The sequence below is a fragment of the Aeromonas sp. ASNIH8 genome (genome assembly GCF_002919855.1).
Lineage (GTDB): Bacteria > Pseudomonadota > Gammaproteobacteria > Enterobacterales > Aeromonadaceae > Aeromonas > Aeromonas caviae.
In genome coordinates this window covers 15,192-31,976 of sequence record NZ_PQLN01000058.1, presented here as the reverse complement: position 1 = coordinate 31,976, position 16,785 = coordinate 15,192, and the positions used below count along the sequence as shown (strand labels likewise).

At 63.3% G+C, this 16,785-nt stretch carries 12 protein-coding genes and 1 pseudogene; 6 read left to right on the top strand and 7 right to left on the bottom strand.

The window, feature by feature from the left end; genetic code table 11:
• From C3418_RS15235 to grpE, 5 genes and pseudogenes are all read right to left on the bottom strand, one after another.
• Nucleotides 1-674 (bottom strand): annotated as a pseudogene (locus tag C3418_RS15235) (aminoimidazole riboside kinase); the annotation flags it as partial.
• 156 nt (nt 675-830) lie between these two features.
• Nucleotides 831-2,321, bottom strand: a complete 1,491-nt coding sequence (locus C3418_RS15230) for a carbohydrate porin (protein ID WP_103858819.1) — start codon at nt 2,319-2,321, stop codon at nt 831-833.
• A 265-nt stretch (nt 2,322-2,586) separates the two neighbouring features.
• Nucleotides 2,587-3,723 (bottom strand): molecular chaperone DnaJ, encoded by a 1,137-nt coding sequence (gene dnaJ / locus C3418_RS15225; RefSeq protein ID WP_045524008.1) that lies wholly within the window; start codon nt 3,721-3,723, stop codon nt 2,587-2,589.
• Nucleotides 3,724-3,977: 254 nt separating this feature from the next.
• The gene (dnaK, locus tag C3418_RS15220) at nt 3,978-5,906 is read right to left on the bottom strand and encodes a molecular chaperone DnaK (protein WP_103858818.1); all 1,929 of its coding nucleotides are present in this window, start codon (nt 5,904-5,906) and stop codon (nt 3,978-3,980) included.
• Nucleotides 5,907-6,189: 283 nt separating this feature from the next.
• On the bottom strand, nt 6,190-6,765 hold the full coding sequence (gene grpE / locus C3418_RS15215) for a nucleotide exchange factor GrpE (protein WP_029314044.1): 576 nt from the start codon (nt 6,763-6,765) through the stop codon (nt 6,190-6,192).
• Between the two features lie 263 nt (nt 6,766-7,028).
• On the opposite strand from grpE, the gene nadK reads away from it, so the two are divergent.
• Nucleotides 7,029-7,913 (top strand): NAD(+) kinase, encoded by an 885-nt coding sequence (gene nadK / locus C3418_RS15210; protein ID WP_010673644.1) that lies wholly within the window; start codon nt 7,029-7,031, stop codon nt 7,911-7,913.
• Nucleotides 7,914-7,937: 24 nt separating this feature from the next.
• On the opposite strand, the gene C3418_RS24745 is transcribed toward nadK, so the two are convergent.
• Entirely contained in the window at nt 7,938-8,285 is a 348-nt protein-coding gene (locus tag C3418_RS24745; protein WP_234932870.1) for a GGDEF domain-containing protein, read from the bottom strand.
• 13 nt (nt 8,286-8,298) lie between these two features.
• Entirely contained in the window at nt 8,299-9,090 is a 792-nt protein-coding gene (locus tag C3418_RS15205; protein WP_234932869.1) for a GGDEF domain-containing protein, read from the bottom strand.
• 305 nt (nt 9,091-9,395) lie between these two features.
• Between C3418_RS15205 and recN the strand changes: the two genes are divergently transcribed.
• The 5 genes from recN to C3418_RS15180 all read left to right on the top strand — a co-directional run bounded on the left by recN (nt 9,396) and on the right by C3418_RS15180 (nt 16,711).
• A complete protein-coding gene (gene recN, locus C3418_RS15200) occupies nt 9,396-11,060 on the top strand; it encodes a DNA repair protein RecN (protein ID WP_103858817.1) in 1,665 nt (554 codons plus the stop codon).
• 467 nt (nt 11,061-11,527) lie between these two features.
• Nucleotides 11,528-11,968, top strand: coding sequence for a universal stress protein (locus C3418_RS15195; RefSeq protein WP_103858816.1), 441 nt, complete (start codon nt 11,528-11,530; stop codon nt 11,966-11,968).
• Between the two features lie 194 nt (nt 11,969-12,162).
• Nucleotides 12,163-13,326, top strand: coding sequence for an efflux RND transporter periplasmic adaptor subunit (locus C3418_RS15190; RefSeq protein WP_042879330.1), 1,164 nt, complete (start codon nt 12,163-12,165; stop codon nt 13,324-13,326).
• Complete coding sequence (locus C3418_RS15185; protein ID WP_103858815.1) at nt 13,323-15,341, top strand: MacB family efflux pump subunit; 2,019 nt, start codon at nt 13,323-13,325, stop codon at nt 15,339-15,341. Before C3418_RS15190 ends, C3418_RS15185 begins: the two co-directional genes overlap by 4 nt.
• Entirely contained in the window at nt 15,338-16,711 is a 1,374-nt protein-coding gene (locus tag C3418_RS15180; RefSeq protein WP_103858814.1) for an efflux transporter outer membrane subunit, read from the top strand. The genes C3418_RS15185 and C3418_RS15180 overlap by 4 nt, the downstream gene beginning before the upstream one ends.
• Nucleotides 16,712-16,785: the final 74 nt, after the last annotated feature.

Sequence of the window (16,785 nt, the reverse complement as noted above, 5' to 3'; positions counted from 1 at the left end):
CTCCAGCAACTCGCCACCCAGACGGGCCACCACGCCCCCCGCCCCCGGGTCACCAGCACCAGGGCCGGGCCTGAAAGAGTGGCAAGCCCCGCCGCCAGATCGTCCAGACCGCTCAGCAGTTGCAGCTCCTCCACCGAGAGCTTGACCACGTCTGCGAGGGCCATGGCCTCGCGCACCACGGGCAGCATCTCGGCAGGGTTGCCCCACACCTCTGGCCTCAGGTTGGGGTCGAAGCAGACCCGCCCCCCGACGGCCCGGATGGTCGCCATGGCTTGCAGACAACTGCTGCGCACCGGCTCGTTGGCGAGCGCAATGGAGCAGGTCAGCAGCCACTGCCCGGCCTGGAAGACCGGCAGATCGGCGTGGCTCAGGAACTGATCGGCACTGGGGCGCACCATGAAGGTGAAGCTGCGCTCCCCCGCCTCATCGAGATCCACCAGTACCGTGCTGGTGCGATGGGCCGGATCCAGGATCAGGTGGCGAATGTCGACCCCCTCCCTGGCCAGGGTCTCCCCCATGAAGCGGCCGAAGGGATCCGCGCCGACCCGGCCAATGAAAGCCGACTCCCCGCCGAGCCGAGCAACGCCCACCGCCACGTTGGCCGGTGCGCCACCCGGACACTTGAGGTAGTGCTGCTCCCCTTCCGGGATCAAGTCCACTACCGCATCCCCCATTACCCACACACGATTCGTCACCTTGTTGCTACTCCACTGCTGCACAGGATTTGCCGGGGTCAGCCCCGGGTTCTGGGTCCGCATTATCAGCTAAACCGTTTTAGCTAACCAACAGATCCCGGGGCCGCCTGCCATTTTTGTGATCGGGATAACGAACTAGAACCAGGTTTCCATCTGCACGCCAAAGTTCCACTCGCCCCCGGCGGTGAAGTTGCTCTGGCCCATGGCATCGGAGCTGGCGTAGTTGTCGAGCTCGGAGGACCAGTCCATCCAGGTGGCGAACACCCGAAGCTCGGGCCGCTCGAAGAAGCCGGCGGTCTGCGCCTTGAAGGTCGGCGCGAAGGTGAGCTTGGTGAAATCGCCGCTCACCGCCTGACGACCCTTGTAGCCCTTGGGATCGAGGTCCATGTACTGCCAGGTCGCCTCGTAGACCAGCTCGACGTTCTGGCTCAGCACCTGGGCCAGGCGGCCATTGAGGGTCACCCAGCGGTACTCGTCCCCTTTCACGTAACGATCCTGGCTGTGCTCGGCCAGCAGGGCCGGGGCCACACGCCAGCGGGGCGCAAGATCGGTGGCGCCAAACACGGCGACCCGCACCGCATCGGCATCCGGCAGCAGCTCGCTGTCGGAGCCCAGCCCCTTGAGCTCGGCACCCAGACCGTGGCCATACAGCACCGCCGCCTTGGAGAAACCGGGGTTGATGCCAAAGAAGCTGTCGGCGTGGTAGGCCACCAGGGTGTGGGCCCCCTTGTTCGCCGCTTCGCTGCCCGCGCCGCCGTCGTTGATGCGCGCCTCGTTGTCCTTGGCGGAGAGGCCGTTCAGCATCCACTGCCAGTTGCCAACGCGGTTGTTCATGGTGAGGATGTAGCTCTCGATGTCGGAGAGACCGCTCGCGCTGATGTCGCCGTAGTCGCGCCCGTAGAGGGAGAAGTTCGCCTTCCAGCTGTCGGCCAGCTGCACGTCGTAGACGCCGCCGCCGGTACCGGCCAGGAAGACCACGTCCGAGTCGAGCCAGTGGATGTCGAAGTTGTCCCGGTCAAAGCGCTTGCCCGCCCAGAGCACCGAGTGCTGGAAAGGACCGCTGAAGCTCGCCAGATCGCCGATTTCGGCAAACACCTGGCGGGTGTTGAGGCTGGAATCGCTGGCGGTCCAGTCGTTGCTGGTCTCCACCCCGTCCGCCAGCATCAGCTTGTAGCGGGCCCAGCTGCCATCGTCGAAGGTCTGGGTCTTCAGCAGGTTGGCCTCCATGTAGGTGTCATCCTCGTTGCCAAGGCGACCCACGGCGCCGCCCACCGAGCCGGCCGGGGTGATGTAGGGGCCGCCGCGGCCACCATTGCCGTTGCCGTTCACCAGCAGTCCCGAGCGGGCATAGCCGTGGAACTCGAAGCCCTGGGCCCCGGCGGTCTGCTTGTCCACCTTCTCACTCTGGGCCTTGGCAACCACGGCGGTCTCGCGGGCTTCGTTTGCCTTGATCTGGGCCTCATCGGCCCGCGCTTCGGCAGCGGTGGCGCGCGCCTCGGCTGCCTGCACCCGCGCCTCCAGCGCCGCCAGCCTGGCTTCGATACCACCATCCGCCGCCCACAGCGGGCTGCTCATTCCCAATCCCAGTGCCACGGCCAGCGCCAACTTGCTCTTGAACATCGTCATCGTCCTCACCTGTCTTCTGTCGCCCGTCCGGGCTCTGTTGTTGTTGACGAGCCGAGGATAGCTAAACCGCTTTAGCTGACTCAATATGCCAGCTAAACCGTTTCAGCAGGAGTGTGAGCGGGATAACATTTGTACAGGAGGAATTGGTGGAAGTTGTGAGGAGGATCCCTCATCGGGATCCACTCAATAAGGGGGGATCCAGGCCAGATGGCGGGCAAAAAAAAAGCCGGCACATCCGTGCCGGCTTGGGTAACGCGGGTCGCGTTTATTTGGTCAGGTCGTCGAAGAAGCGTTTCACCCCTTCGAAGAAGCCTTCGGATTTCGGCTTGTGAGTCTTGGCAGCGGCGCCGCTGAAGGAGTCGTCCAGCTGGCGCAGCAGATCTTTCTGGGTCTCGGTCAGCTTGACCGGAGTCTCGATCACCACCTTGCACATCAGATCCCCCACCTGGCCGGAGCGCACGGACTTGACGCCCTTGCCCCGCAGGCGGAACAGCTTGCCGGTCTGGGTCTCCGGGGTCACCTTGAGCTTGACCCGACCATCCAGGGTCGGCACTTCAATCTCGCCGCCGAGCGCCGCCGTGGTGAAGCTGATGGGCACTTCGCAGTAGAGGTCGTTGCCGTCACGGACGAAGATCTCGTGCTCGCGCACGTGAACCTGTACGTAGAGATCCCCCGCCGATGCGCCGGTTTCCCCCGCTTCCCCTTCGCCGGAGAGACGGATGCGATCCCCGGTATCGACCCCGGCCGGGATCTTGACCGACAGGGTCTTGGTCTTCTGGTAACGCCCTTCCCCATGGCACTTGCGGCACGGATCCTTGATGATCTTGCCGCGACCGTGACAGTGGGGGCAGGGCTGCTGCACCGCGAAGAAGCCCTGGCGCATCTGCACCTGGCCGGAGCCGTGGCAGGTGGGGCAAGTCTGGGCGGAGCTGCCAGTATGGGCACCGGAGCCGTTACAGACTTCACAGTGGACCTGGGTCGGGATCTTGATCTCCTTGGAGACCCCGCGCACCGCCTCTTCCAGCGTCAGCTCCATGTTGTAGCGCAGATCGGCGCCACGGGCCGGGCCGCGACGGCCGCCCCCGCGACCACCGAAGATGTCGCCAAACACGTCGCCGAAGATATCGCCGAAATCGGCACCACCGCCAAAGCCGCCGTGGCCGCCACCCTGGCTCGGATCCACCCCGGCATGACCGTACTGGTCATAACGGGCACGCAGGTTCTCGTCGGTCAGGACCTCGTAGGCTTCCTTGACCTCTTTGAACTTCTCTTCAGCCCCGGCATCACCCTGGTTGCGATCCGGGTGATACTTCATGGCCAGACGCTTGTACGCCTTCTTGATCTCGCGCTCGTCGGCACCTTTCGACACCCCGAGCACTTCGTAGAAATCGCGCTTCGACATACTCATCCTGTTGCTATATCAGCAGTTACGCAGACGGGCGTTGGTTACCCAACGCCCGTAAATTCATTGACGAATCTGCTCACACTCTTACTACGAAGCCGTGATCAAGGCTCATGTGCTGCTCGGGATCCTCACGTATATCTATACGCTCCGGTTCCTGCGCTGCTCTTTACCTTGCTGACGGCCTCTCGCGACAGACCGTGAACAGATTCTGAGCCGATGGGCGAAGCGGACTTCGCCCATCCGGGTCGGGCTTACTTCTTGTCGTCTTTCACTTCTTCGAACTCGGCGTCGACCACGTCGTCGTCAGCCTTGGCAGAAGAGGAGGACTGACCGGCGTCAGCACCGGCGGTGCCTTGCGCCTGAGCCTGCTGCTGGGCAATTTCCATCAGCTTCTGGGACGCTTCCAGCAGAGCTTGCTGTTTGGCTTCGATGGCAGCCTTGTCGTCACCCTTGATGGCGGATTCCAGCTCGCTCAGGGCAGTCTCGATCTTGGTCTTCTCGTCGGCAGGCAGAGCTTCACCGGCTTCGGTGACCTGCTTGCGCACGGAGTGGACCAGACCGTCAGCCTGGTTGCGGGCCTGCACCAGCTCTTCGAACTTCTTGTCCTCGGCCGCGTTGGCTTCGGCTTCGCGTACCATGCGTTCGATCTCGTCATCAGACAGACCGGAAGAGGCCTGAATGGTGATCTTCTGCTCCTTGTTGGTCTCCTTGTCTTTCGCGGAGACGTGCAGGATGCCGTTGGCGTCGATGTCGAAGGTCACTTCGATCTGCGGCAGACCGCGCGGTGCCGGGCGGATGCCTTCCAGGTTGAACTGGCCCAGGGACTTGTTGTCGCTGGCGCGCTTGCGCTCACCCTGCAGCACGTGAATGGTCACGGCAGACTGGTTGTCTTCGGCGGTGGAGAACACCTGGGACTTCTTGGTCGGAATGGTGGTGTTCTTCTCGATGAGCGCGGTCATCACGCTGCCCATGGTCTCGATCCCCAGGGAGAGCGGAGTCACGTCCAGCAGCAGTACGTCGGTCTTGTCACCGGACAGTACGGCACCCTGGATGGCAGCACCCATGGCCACGGCTTCGTCCGGGTTGACGTCTTTGCGCGGCTCTTTGCCGAAGAAGTCGGCCACGGTCTTCTGAACCAGCGGCATACGGGTCTGACCGCCCACCAGGATGACGTCGTCGATCTCGCCAACCGCCAGACCGGAGTCTTTCAGGGCGACACGAACCGGCTCCAGGGAGTCTTTCACCATGTCTTCCACCAGGGATTCCAGCTTGGCGCGGGTCACCTTGATGTTCATGTGCTTCGGACCGGTGGCATCTGCTGTGATGTACGGCAGGTTCACGTCGGTCTGCTGGGCAGAAGAGAGCTCGATCTTGGCTTTCTCGGCTGCATCTTTCAGACGCTGCAGGGCCAGCTGGTCGTTGCGCAGGTCAATGCCCTGCTCGCGCTTGAACTCGTCAACCAGGTAGTTGATGACGCGGTTGTCGAAGTCTTCACCACCCAGGTGGGTATTACCGTTGGTCGCCAGCACTTCGAAGGTGGTCTCGCCTTCGACTTCGTCGATCTCGATGATGGAGATATCGAAGGTACCGCCACCCAGGTCATATACAGCAACCTTGCGCTCACCCTTGACCTTGTTGACGCCGTAGGCGAAAGCCGCAGCAGTCGGTTCGTTGATGATGCGTTTGACATCCAGACCGGCGATGCGACCGGCATCCTTGGTGGCCTGACGCTGAGCGTCGTTGAAGTAGGCCGGTACGGTGATGACGGCTTCGGTCACCGGCTCGCCCAGGTAGTCCTCGGCGGTCTTCTTCATCTTTTTCAGCACTTCGGCAGAGATCTGCGGCGGTGCCATCTTCTTGCCTTTCACTTCAACCCAGGCGTCACCGTTGTCGGCCTTGGCGATGGCGTACGGCATGATTTTCAGGTCACGTTGTACTTCGTCATCTTCGAAACGACGGCCGATCAGACGCTTGATGGCGAACAGCGTGTTCTTCGGGTTGGTGATGGCTTGGCGCTTGGCCGGCTGACCAACCAGGATTTCGCCGTCATCGGCATAGGCAATGATGGACGGAGTAGTACGGTCGCCTTCCGCGTTCTCGATCACGCGAGCATGGTCGCCATCCAGAATAGCGACGCAGGAGTTGGTAGTACCCAGGTCAATACCGATGATTTTACCCATTTGACGAATCTCCAAATACTTTGAATAAACTGGCGAGGGGCTCGCCTTGATACGTTAACGGCTAGGTGGGGCCTGCCACTGTGGCTTTCAAGCTCCCGGCATCAAATTTTTTGTGCCGCCGTGGCCTTGCAACCTATATGGGGTCTCAAGTCGGCGCTTCAAGTCCGGCCCTGAAAAAACCTGCATACAGGCCACCTGACAGCCAAATGACACCAGACACGTTTTCTGGCGCCACATCCAACAAAAAGCCCGCCAAGCGGCGGGCTTGGTGAGAACAGCGTGATCAGTCAGCGGACTTGGAGACCATCACCATGGCCGGGCGGATGACGCGGCCGTTGAGCTCGTAGCCCTTCTGCATCACGGCGATCACGGTGTTCGGCGCCACGTCGGCACTGGGCACCATGCTCATGGCCTGGTGGGCATTGGGGTCGAACGGCTGGTTGGTCGGGTCCAGCGCCACCAGGCCAAACTTGGCCACGCCGCTCTGCATGGATTTCAGGGTCAGCTCGACCCCTTCAATCATCGGCTTGAGGGTGTCGTTCTCCTTGTCCGCCAGCTCGATGGCGCGCTCCAGGTTGTCCAGCACCGGCAAGAGCTCTGCGGCGAACTTCTCCAGTGCAAACTTGTGGGCTTTCTCCACGTCCTGAGCGGCACGGCGACGCAGGTTCTCCATCTCGGCGACGGCGCGAATGGCGCGCTCGCGCTCTTCCAGGGAAGCCTGCTGGGCCGCCTCCAGCTGGGCCTCCAGCTCGGCGATGCGGGCCTGCTCGGCTGTCACTTCACTGTCTACATCGGTCGGCTCGACTGGCTGGGCTTCCACTTGCTCCATCGCTTCAACCTTTTGTTCTTCGTGGCTCATGACATCTCCAATATTCAGGGGTTGCGTGTGAGGGTGGCTGGCGTTCAGACAAGCGACACGCGCCAGCAGACCCTGTGTTGGCGCTATTATGGGGACACCGCCCCGGCTTTCAAGGGGAAAAGGGCAGATCGGGCACAATGGCGCCCATCCGCGTGCCAGGCAGCCCCTTTTCGGGGCCGATTGCACCAACCGCCACGGAGGCAGACAAATCCCCGGCAAAGCGCGGTATACTCCCCCCAAGACTCTCCCAGACCCGATAACCTATGGATTCTCCGTTCAAAACCGTTGCCCTCATCGGCAAGCCCCATCACGAGGGGGCCAACCAGACCCTGACCGGCCTGTATCAGTACCTGACCAGCCGCGGCTTTCGTGTGCTGCTGGAGAGCCGGGTGGCCCATACCCTGGGGCTGCTCGGGGAGAACGTGATGGATCTGGTGCAGCTCGGCGAGCAGGCGGATCTTGCCATCGTCGTCGGCGGTGACGGCAACATGCTGGGGGCCGCCCGGGTGCTGTCACGGTTCGATGTGGCGGTGATCGGGGTGAACCGGGGCAACCTCGGCTTCCTGACCGATCTCTCGCCCCAGGATTATCTGCTGCCCCTGGAGCAGGTGCTCTCGGGTCACTTCAAGAGCGAGCATCGCTTCCTGCTGGAGGCCGCCGTCTATCGCCACGGGGAGCGCAAGTCGAGCAACCTCGCGGTCAACGAGGCGGTGCTTCACCCGGGCAAGATCGCCCACATGATCGAGTTCGAGGTCTACATCGACGGCAGCTTCATGTACAGCCAGCGCTCGGACGGCATCATAGTGGCGACACCCACCGGCTCCACCGCCTACTCCCTGTCGGCAGGGGGCGCCATTCTCACCCCCAAACTAAACGCCATCACGCTGGTGCCCATGTTCCCGCACACCCTGAGCAGCCGCCCCATCGTGCTGGATGCGGACAGCGAAGTGCGGCTGCTGGTCTCGCCGGACAACCAGGACGACGCCATGCAGGTGAGCTGCGACGGCCAGGTCACCCTGGCGGTCCACCCGGGGGACGAGATCCTCATCAAGAAGAGCAGCCACAAGCTGCATCTGGTGCATCCGCTGGATTACAGCTACTTCCACGTGCTGCGCAACAAGCTCGGTTGGGGCAGCAAGCTCTTCTAGCCAGGCAACACCGGTGGCGAGGGTCTACCCCTCGCTGCTTTCGACCAGCCGAGGCGGTGCCGGCTCGAATGCCAGATGCACCCCGTTTCTCCCCGCTTCCTTCACCCGGTACATGGCAGCATCGGCTTTGGTCAGCATCAGTGCCAGGTCAGCCTCGGCACTGGCGCACACGACCCCCATGCTCACCGTGACCCCCTCGCAAGGCAGGCAGGCCCCCTGCCGGGAGCCCGTCTCTATCTGGCGGCGGATCCGGTCACAGATGTCGCGGGCCATCTGGCCGCTCACGCCCCCCATGATGATGGCGAACTCCTCGCCACCGATGCGCCCCACCAGATCATCCTTGCGTACCTCGGCCACCAGCACCCCGGCCACATAGCGAATGACCTCATCCCCGCAGCCGTGACCAAACTGGTACCCGCTTGAAGTGATCGATGTCCAGGACCACCACGCAGCGCGTCTGGCCAGGCGTAGCCCCCTCTCCCTGTCTGAAGAGGCCGCGCCGATTAAGCACCCCGGTGAGGGGATCCCGCTCCGAGAGCGCCAGCAATGCCTCTTCCGTCTCCACATAGGCCACCAGAGGCAGCAGCAACACCGAGCCGATGGTCAGCACCATGTGCATGAAGAAGATGAGATCGAGCCAGCCTCCGTCCCCCATCCGCTCTTCGACTCCCAGCAAGAGCAGCCCCCCCTGGCTCAGCAGGATGGTGAAATGCAGAAGGTAAATGAGCACCACCGCATGGAGCACCCGCTTCTGTTGCCGGCCGAGAGAGACGATGAGGCAGGCGCACCACAGGTACAAAATCGACTCCATCAGTGCCAGCACAATGCGCACGGGGGCGAGGCTGGACAATCCCAGATAGAGCAGCAGCAACACCGCCACGCCTCCCCCCACGGCACGGGGATGCCATGCGCGCTCGTAAAGCGCACAAAAACCGGCGAGCAACAGCAGGATGCTCATGAGCGAGACCAGGCCGCCGACCCGGATGCCCAGCGCCGGATACCCTCCCAATACCCCCAGACTGAGCAGCAGGATGGAGAGGGAGAAGAGAAAAGCGGAGAGGGACCAGTACAGAAAGTTGCCTCGACCCGGCTTCAGGGAGTGGATGAACAGCATGATCAGCCCCGACATCAGGTTGATTGCCAGGGAGATCAGCAGCAGGGTCGGGGTATGGATCATCGTGACGCATCCTTGCGAAGAGGTCTGTGCACAGCCCAGGCTCAACCAGGACTGTTTCGAGTGTGTCTCAGCCAGCCACTCACCACAAGAGATCCCCTCAAGGTGGCTTCTCGCATCGCCTCAGCCCATGCCAGGTACGCAGGTTGATTTGCAGGCCATCTGAGCGGCGTCACACCCATGCCGCGGCCTTGACATCCTTGCCCTCCCCCTGTTTCGCAAAAATCCTCCCTGCCCACTTTACTGTATATAAGACCAGTATATACTGGATGCATACACAGTAATGTTGACCCATACAGGATGAGACCATGCTGACCCAGCTGACCGTCAACAACTTCGCCATCGTCAAGTTTCTCGAGCTCGATCTGCAACCGGGGATGACCTGCATCACCGGGGAGACCGGGGCGGGCAAATCCATCGCCATCGATGCTCTGGGGCTGTGCCTGGGGGAGCGCGCCGAAGCCAGCATGGTACGCCCGGGCAGCGACAAGACCGAGGTGAGTGCCCGCTTCCTGCTGGAGGGTAATCCTGCCGCCCGGGCCTGGCTAGCCACCAACGAGCTTGAAAATGACGGTGAGTGCATCGTCCGGCGGGTACTGTCCGCCGAGGGGCGCTCTCGCAGCTATATCAACGGGGTTCCCGTCCCCCTCGCCCAGCTCAGGAACCTGGGTCAACTGCTGGTCAATGTCCACGGTCAGCACGCTCACCAGATGCTGCTCAAACCCGATTACCAGCTCGCCCTGCTGGACGGCTACGCCGGTCATCATCTGCTCCTCGACGATGTGCGCCGCCACTACCAGCAGTGGCGCCAGTTGCAAAACGAGCTCAACCGGCTCAAGGCCGAGCAGCAGCAGCGGGAAGCCCGCCGTCAACTCATCGAATACCAGGTGCAGGAGCTGGACGAATTTGCCCTTCAGCCGGGAGAGTTTGAAGAGATTGAAGAGGAGCATCAGCGGCTCGCCAATGGCACCGAGCTGATGCAGGAGTGCGGGTATTGCCTCGATCTGCTCTATGACAATGAAGAGACCACCATCGCCGGTCTGCTGCAGACGGCGGTGGACAGGGCCGAGACCCTGGTCGGCATGGACAGCCGGCTTGGCAACGTGCTCGGCATGCTCAACGAAGCCCTGATCGGCGTACAGGAGAGCCACAGCGAGCTGCGCAGCTATCTCGACCGGCTGGAACTGGATCCAGAGCGCTTCAACGAGCTGGAGAGCCGCCTCTCCAAGGCCATCAACCTGGCACGCAAGCACCATGTCAAACCGGCGGAGCTGGCCCACTACCATCAGGAGCTGGCCGCCGATCTGGCCCGCCTCAACTCCGACGAGGAACGCCTCGAGGGGATGGAGGACGAGCTGGCCTCGGCCCGCCAGGCCTTCGTGCAGGCCGCCGAGGCCCTGAGCCAGAGCCGCCAGCGCTATGCCGAGGAGCTGGGCACGAAGGTAAGCGCCAGCATGCACGAACTGGCGATGCCCGATGGCCGCTTCGCCATCGAGGTGCGACCCGATGCCCAGAGCAGCCTCTCGCCCCTTGGCATCGATCGGGTGGAGTTCATGGTCACCACCAACCCGGGTCAGCCCATCCAACCCCTTGGCAAGGTGGCTTCCGGCGGCGAGCTGTCCCGTATCAGCCTCGCCATCGTGGTGATCAGTGCACGCAAGATCTCAACCCCGACCCTTATCTTCGACGAAGTGGATGTGGGGATCAGCGGCCCGACCGCCGCCGTGGTGGGCCGCCTGTTGCGCCAGCTCGGCGAATCCACCCAGGTGATGGTGGTCACCCACCTGCCCCAGGTGGCAGGCAAGGGTCACCAGCACATGGTGGTGAGCAAACACACCGACGGCAAGACAACGGAAACCCAGATGCAGGCGCTCACCCCGGGCGCCCGGCTCAACGAACTGGCCCGCCTGTTGGGGGGCGATCAGATCACCGACAACACCCTGGCCAACGCCCGTGAGTTGCTCGCAAGCTGACCACGGGGCGGACGGGATGCCCTCCCGTCCATGTCGGCCTTTTCAGATTGACCGTGCCATCATCGCTCTGGCCAGTTGAAGCCTCTTGCCGATGGCACCGGCCTGGTTGGCCCATGCCGTGAGCCACAAGAAAGAGGGGGAGCCCGGGCTAATCCGCGGCACGTGTCTTGATGCTCAATCTGAGCCTGTCAGCCTAGTCATCACCCAGTGGGGCCTCCACCTCCATGGTCAGGACGCCACTCATCTTCGTTGCACTCATTCGCATATTGAACGGACCCACTCCTTCATTTTCCATTCAACTCAGTCTGTTATGATGATGTAAACGGACTCGGTACCTTCAGTTGCCATCGACAGAAGGTGACGCTTGATGCAAACACACCGGGTTCGTTTGAGCTGACATTTCGCGGGAAGGGAGGATGGGAGCGCGCTTCCGCCGTCTGACCCGCACCTGCCAAGGAGAACTGCTTATGAGCCCGACCAATATTGTGCTGTTGCTGGAAGGCAAGGATTACGAGCAGGAGACACTGGCCAAGGCGAGCCGTCTGGCACAAGGGCTGGGCGCCAACCTGACCTTGTTGCACCTGACCCACAGCAGCAAGACCCGTCGCAATAGTCTGTCCCTGTCACAAGAGGAGCGCAGCCCCCAGGGCACCCTGGATGCCAAGGCGATCATCAGTGAACTCATCACCCAGCTGTCTCATCCGATGGATTACCAGTGTCTGGTGGTGGATGACGTGGTGCCGGATCTCCAGCGCTGGCTGGCCGCCCACCCCGCCGACCTCTTGCTGGTCGGCAGCCGTCATCACTGGATGGAGGGCTCGCTGGCCCGCCTGCTCCTCTACAAACTGCCCCTCGATATCCAGATCTGCCACGAGCCTCACGCCGCCTTGCTCAAAGCCGTCGGTTGACACCACAAGACCCGCTCCCTGAGCGGGTCTTCTTGTTTCTGACGCCCCGCCGTCATCCTCCCCCAGCTTGACCTCCTCCACTGCGTCACCGCCAGAACCACACGATTTCTTACACATTGCTCGCTTCTTTTTGAGGGCCATTTGCTGCACGATATGGCCCTTGCACGCCTTCGCTCGTTTCGTTCAGGTGATAAATGAAAGCTCTTCGAAAACCCGGCAAGCTCGCCCTGCTCGCCCTTGTGCTGATCCCTCTCGTCACCTGGCTGGCCTGGCCAGGCAACACACCGGACCCGGTACTGACCGCAACGGTTACCCGACAGGATGTGGAGCAGACGGTGCTCGCCAGTGGCGTACTGCAGGCCATCGAGCAGGTGGATGTGGGGGCCCAGGTCTCGGGTCAGGTCACCTATCTCGCGGTGGAAGCGGGTCAACAGGTCAAACAAGGAGAGCTGCTGGCGGAGATCGATCCCCTGATCGCCCAGAACAACCTCAAGACCGCCGAGGCGGAGCTGGCCAGCCGCCGCGCCCAGCTCAAGATCAAGCAGGCACAGCTCAAACAGAACGAGCTTGCCTGGCGCCGCCAGCAGCAGATGTTTCGGCAGGAAGCGAGCTCTCGTGCGGATCTGGAGAGCGCCGAAGCCCAGCTTGCCGTCACCCGGGCCGAGCTGCAAAGCGCCCAGGCCGACATCGACAACGCCATCATCAAGGTGGAGCGCGCCAAGACGGAGCTCGGCTACAACCGCATTCAGGCCCCCATGGATGGTACCGTCGTCTCCATCGTCACCCGGCAGGGGCAGACCCTGGCCGCCAGCCAGACGGTACCGACCCTGCTCAAGCTCGCCAATCTCGACACCATGACGGTCAAGGCCCAGATCTCCGAAGCGGACGTCACCCGTGTCAAGGCAGGCATGCCGGTCTATTTCACCCTGATAGGGGATCCGGATACTCGCTACCACGGTACCCTTCGCACGGTCGAACTGGCCCCCACCAACATCAATGAGCAGACGGCCAGCACCACGGCCACCAGCAATGCGGCCATCTACTACTATGCCCTGTTCGATGTGCCCAACCCCGGCCATCAGCTGCGGGTCGCCATGACGACCCAGGTCACCATCGTGCTCGGCGAGCGCAAGCAGGTGCTGGCCATTCCCCAGACCGCCCTCGGCAAGAAGACTGGCGACAACGAGTACGAGGTCAGCCTGCTCAAGGCGGGGGACCAGAGAGAGATCCGCCGCATCAAGACCGGCATGAAGGATGACATCAAGATTGAGGTGGTGAGCGGCCTGAGCGAGCAGGATAAGGTGATCCTGGAGCAGGGCAAGCCGGCCCTGCACGATGAAGGGGAGATGGAGCCGTGAGCGAGCCCCTGATCCGTCTCAAGGGCATCGAGCGGCGCTACCAGAGCGGAGAGCACGAAGTGACCGTGCTGCACCCGCTGGATCTAGCCATCGATGCCGGGGAGATGGTGGCCATCGTCGGCGCCTCCGGCTCCGGCAAATCGACCCTGATGAACCTGCTGGGCTGCCTCGATCGCCCGAGCGGCGGCCAGTATCTGTTTCGCGGCCAGGACACCGCGACCCTGGATGCTCTCTCCCTGGCACGGCTGCGCTGCCACCACTTCGGCTTCATCTTCCAGCGCTATCACCTGCTGCCCCATCTGGATGCGGCCGCCAACGTGGAGATCCCCGCCATCTATGCCGGCACTGCCCGCCTTGATCGCCAGGCCCGAGCCCGCACCTTGCTGACCCGCCTGGGACTGCAGGATCGCAGCCACCACAGACCCGGCCAGCTCTCCGGCGGTCAGCAGCAGCGGGTCAGTATTGCCCGGGCGCTCGCCAACGGCGGCGAGGTGATCCTGGCGGACGAACCCACCGGCGCTCTCGACAGCCAGAGCGGCAAGGAGGTGATGGCCATCCTCAAGGAGCTGCACGCCCAGGGCCACACCATCATTCTGGTGACCCACGACATGGCGGTGGCAAGCCATGCGGATCGCATCATCACCCTGCGTGACGGGCGGGTAGTGGAGGACAGCGGCCATCGGGCGACCGATGACAACGCAGCCTCCCCATCCGGGACGCCGGCCCACCCGCTGCCAGGTGACGGCAGCCAGCTGGCCCCTCCCTCTGTCGGGCAAGATGCACAGAGCACAGGCGCCGCCGTCCGCACCGCAAGCCGGGGCTGGGATCGCTACCGGGAGGCGGGGCGCATGGCCCTGCACGCCATGCTGGCCCATCGCATGCGCACCTTCCTCACCATGCTCGGCATCATCATCGGCATCGCCGCCGTGGTCAGCGTGGTGGCGCTCGGTCAGGGGGCGCGCGCCAAGGTGATCGACGACATCAACGCCATGGGCACCAACACCATCGACATCTTCCCCGGCAAGGACTGGGGAGACGAGAAGGCCGCCAGCATCCAGACCCTGAACGAGCGGGATCTCGACGCGCTGCTCGGCCAGCCCTATCTGGAGGGGGCCAGCCCCCAGATAGCGACGTCGGGCCAGCTTCGCTATCGCAACAAGACCAGCAGCGGCAGCGTGATCGGGGTCGGCAACGACTTTTTCCGGGTCAAGGGGATGACGCTCACCCAGGGGCGCCTGCTTGATGAGCGGGACATTCGCAACCGGACGGCAGTCGCCGTGGTGGATGGCAAGACCATAGAGAGCCTGCTCGGCAAGGTGGACCCGGTCGGCCAGGTGGTGCTGGTCGGCACCCTGCCGGTGCGCATCGTGGGGGTGGTCACCCAGGAGACCGGCTTTGGCCGCAGCAGCCAGTCGGTCAATGTCTGGCTCCCCTACAGCGCCGTCATGAGCCGTCTCCTCTCCCAGCAGCACTTCACCCAGATCACCATCCGGGTCAAGGACGGCGTCCAGCCCGCCCTGGCCGAGCAGGCGGCAGTCGCCCTGCTGACCCAGCGCCACGGCGTGAAGGACTTCTTCACCTTCAGCAGCGACAGCATCGTCAAATCGGTGGAGAAGACCACCGCCACCCTGACACTGCTGGTCTCCGCCATCGCGGTGATCTCCCTCATCGTCGGCGGCGTCGGAGTGATGAACATCATGCTGGTCTCGGTGGTGGAGCGTACCCGGGAGATAGGGATCCGCATCGCCGTCGGCGCCCGCCAGTCCGACATACTGCAACAGTTCCTCATCGAGGCGGTAATGGTCAGCCTGCTGGGGGGGCTGCTCGGTATCGGCCTCGCCCTGCTCATCGGCGCTCTCTTCTCCCTGCTCGTGGAAAGCTTCCAGATGCGCTTCTCGCTCTTCTCCATCCTGATGGCCTTCGGGTGCTCCTCCCTCATCGGGATCCTGTTTGGTTACCTGCCCGCACGCAATGCGGCCAGGCTCGATCCGGTGGAGGCACTGGCGAGGGAATGATGATGCACAACCTATCAAGGCTCGGGCTAAGCCTGATGCTCACCGCCAGCCTCGGTGCCTGCAGCCAGCAGAGCACCTATCACAGACCCGATCTCGACGTGGCGCCAGCATGGCAGCAGGAGAGCCAGGGTCTCACCTTGCAGCAGGCAGGCCCCTGGTGGCAGGGATTCCAGGATCCCGCGCTCGATCGCCTGGTCGAGGCGGTGCTGGCCGCCAACCCGGACATGCGGGTGGCCGGGCTCAAGCTCAAGAACACCCTGCTCGGCGCCGATCTGGCTGACACCAACCTCACCCCCTCGGTCAGCGCCAATCTCGGGGCCAGCGGCACCAAGAACATGAAAGATGGCAGCGCCAGCAGCAACCTGGGCCCCTCCCTCAACCTCAGCTACGAGGTGGATCTCTGGGGCAGATTGGCCGCGGCAAGGGATCAGGCGAGCTGGGAAGCACAGGCCAGCGAACAGGATCTAGCCGCCACCCGGTTGCTGCTCATCGGCAAGACCCTGGAGCAATACTGGCAGCTGGCCTACCTCGGCTCGGCCATTACCCTGGGCACCCAGCAACTGGCCAATCTGGAGCGCATTGAACGCCTGACCCGCGCCAAATACGAGGCGGGCGCCGTGACCCGACTCGATCTGGTACAGGCCAGCCAGCAGAAGGCAGGCAAGCAGGCGGAGCTCGCCACCCTCACCCAGCAGCGGGCACAGGCGGGCAATGCTCTTCGCCTGCTGCTGGGCCGCAGCAGCGGGCCGCTCGCTGACGCACCCGACGCCCTGGTAATGGGCCCGATCCCGTCCCTGGCGGCCGGCATTCCCGCCGATGTGCTGGCCCGGCGGCCCGATGTGCGCGCCGCCGAACTCAGGCTGCGCAAGACCCTTGCGAGGGGAGACGAGATCCGCACCGGCTTTTATCCCACCCTGAGCCTGACCGGCGGTGCCAGCACCACCTCGGATACCCTGACCCAGGTGCTGCAAAATCCGGTCGGCACCCTGGGCGCCACGCTGGCGCTCCCTTTCCTCGAGTACAACAAGACCCGGCTCTCCATCGCCAGCGCCGACATCGACTACCAGATTGCCGAAACCGAGTTTCGCAAGCAGCTCTATACCGCGCTGCTGGAAGTGGAGGATGGCCTGGCAGCCCGTCAGCATGGGGATCAGCGGCTGCGCTATCTGGAGCAGCAGAGGGCCTATGCCCGGGAGGCCGAGAGGCTGGCAGGCGCCCGTTTCCTGGCCGGTGCCACCGGGGTGCAACCCTGGCTGGATGAGCAGAACCGCCTGTGGGATGCCGAGCTCGCCCTGCTGGCACAGCAGCAGACCCAGCTCAACAACATGGCAGGCATCTATCGGGCGCTGGGGGGAAGCGATCGAACCTGACCCTGGCAGAGAGTGTGGTATCGCGATGGACATCCAGAGGAGGTCAATCGCGACCCATTCTGCCCACAAACCAA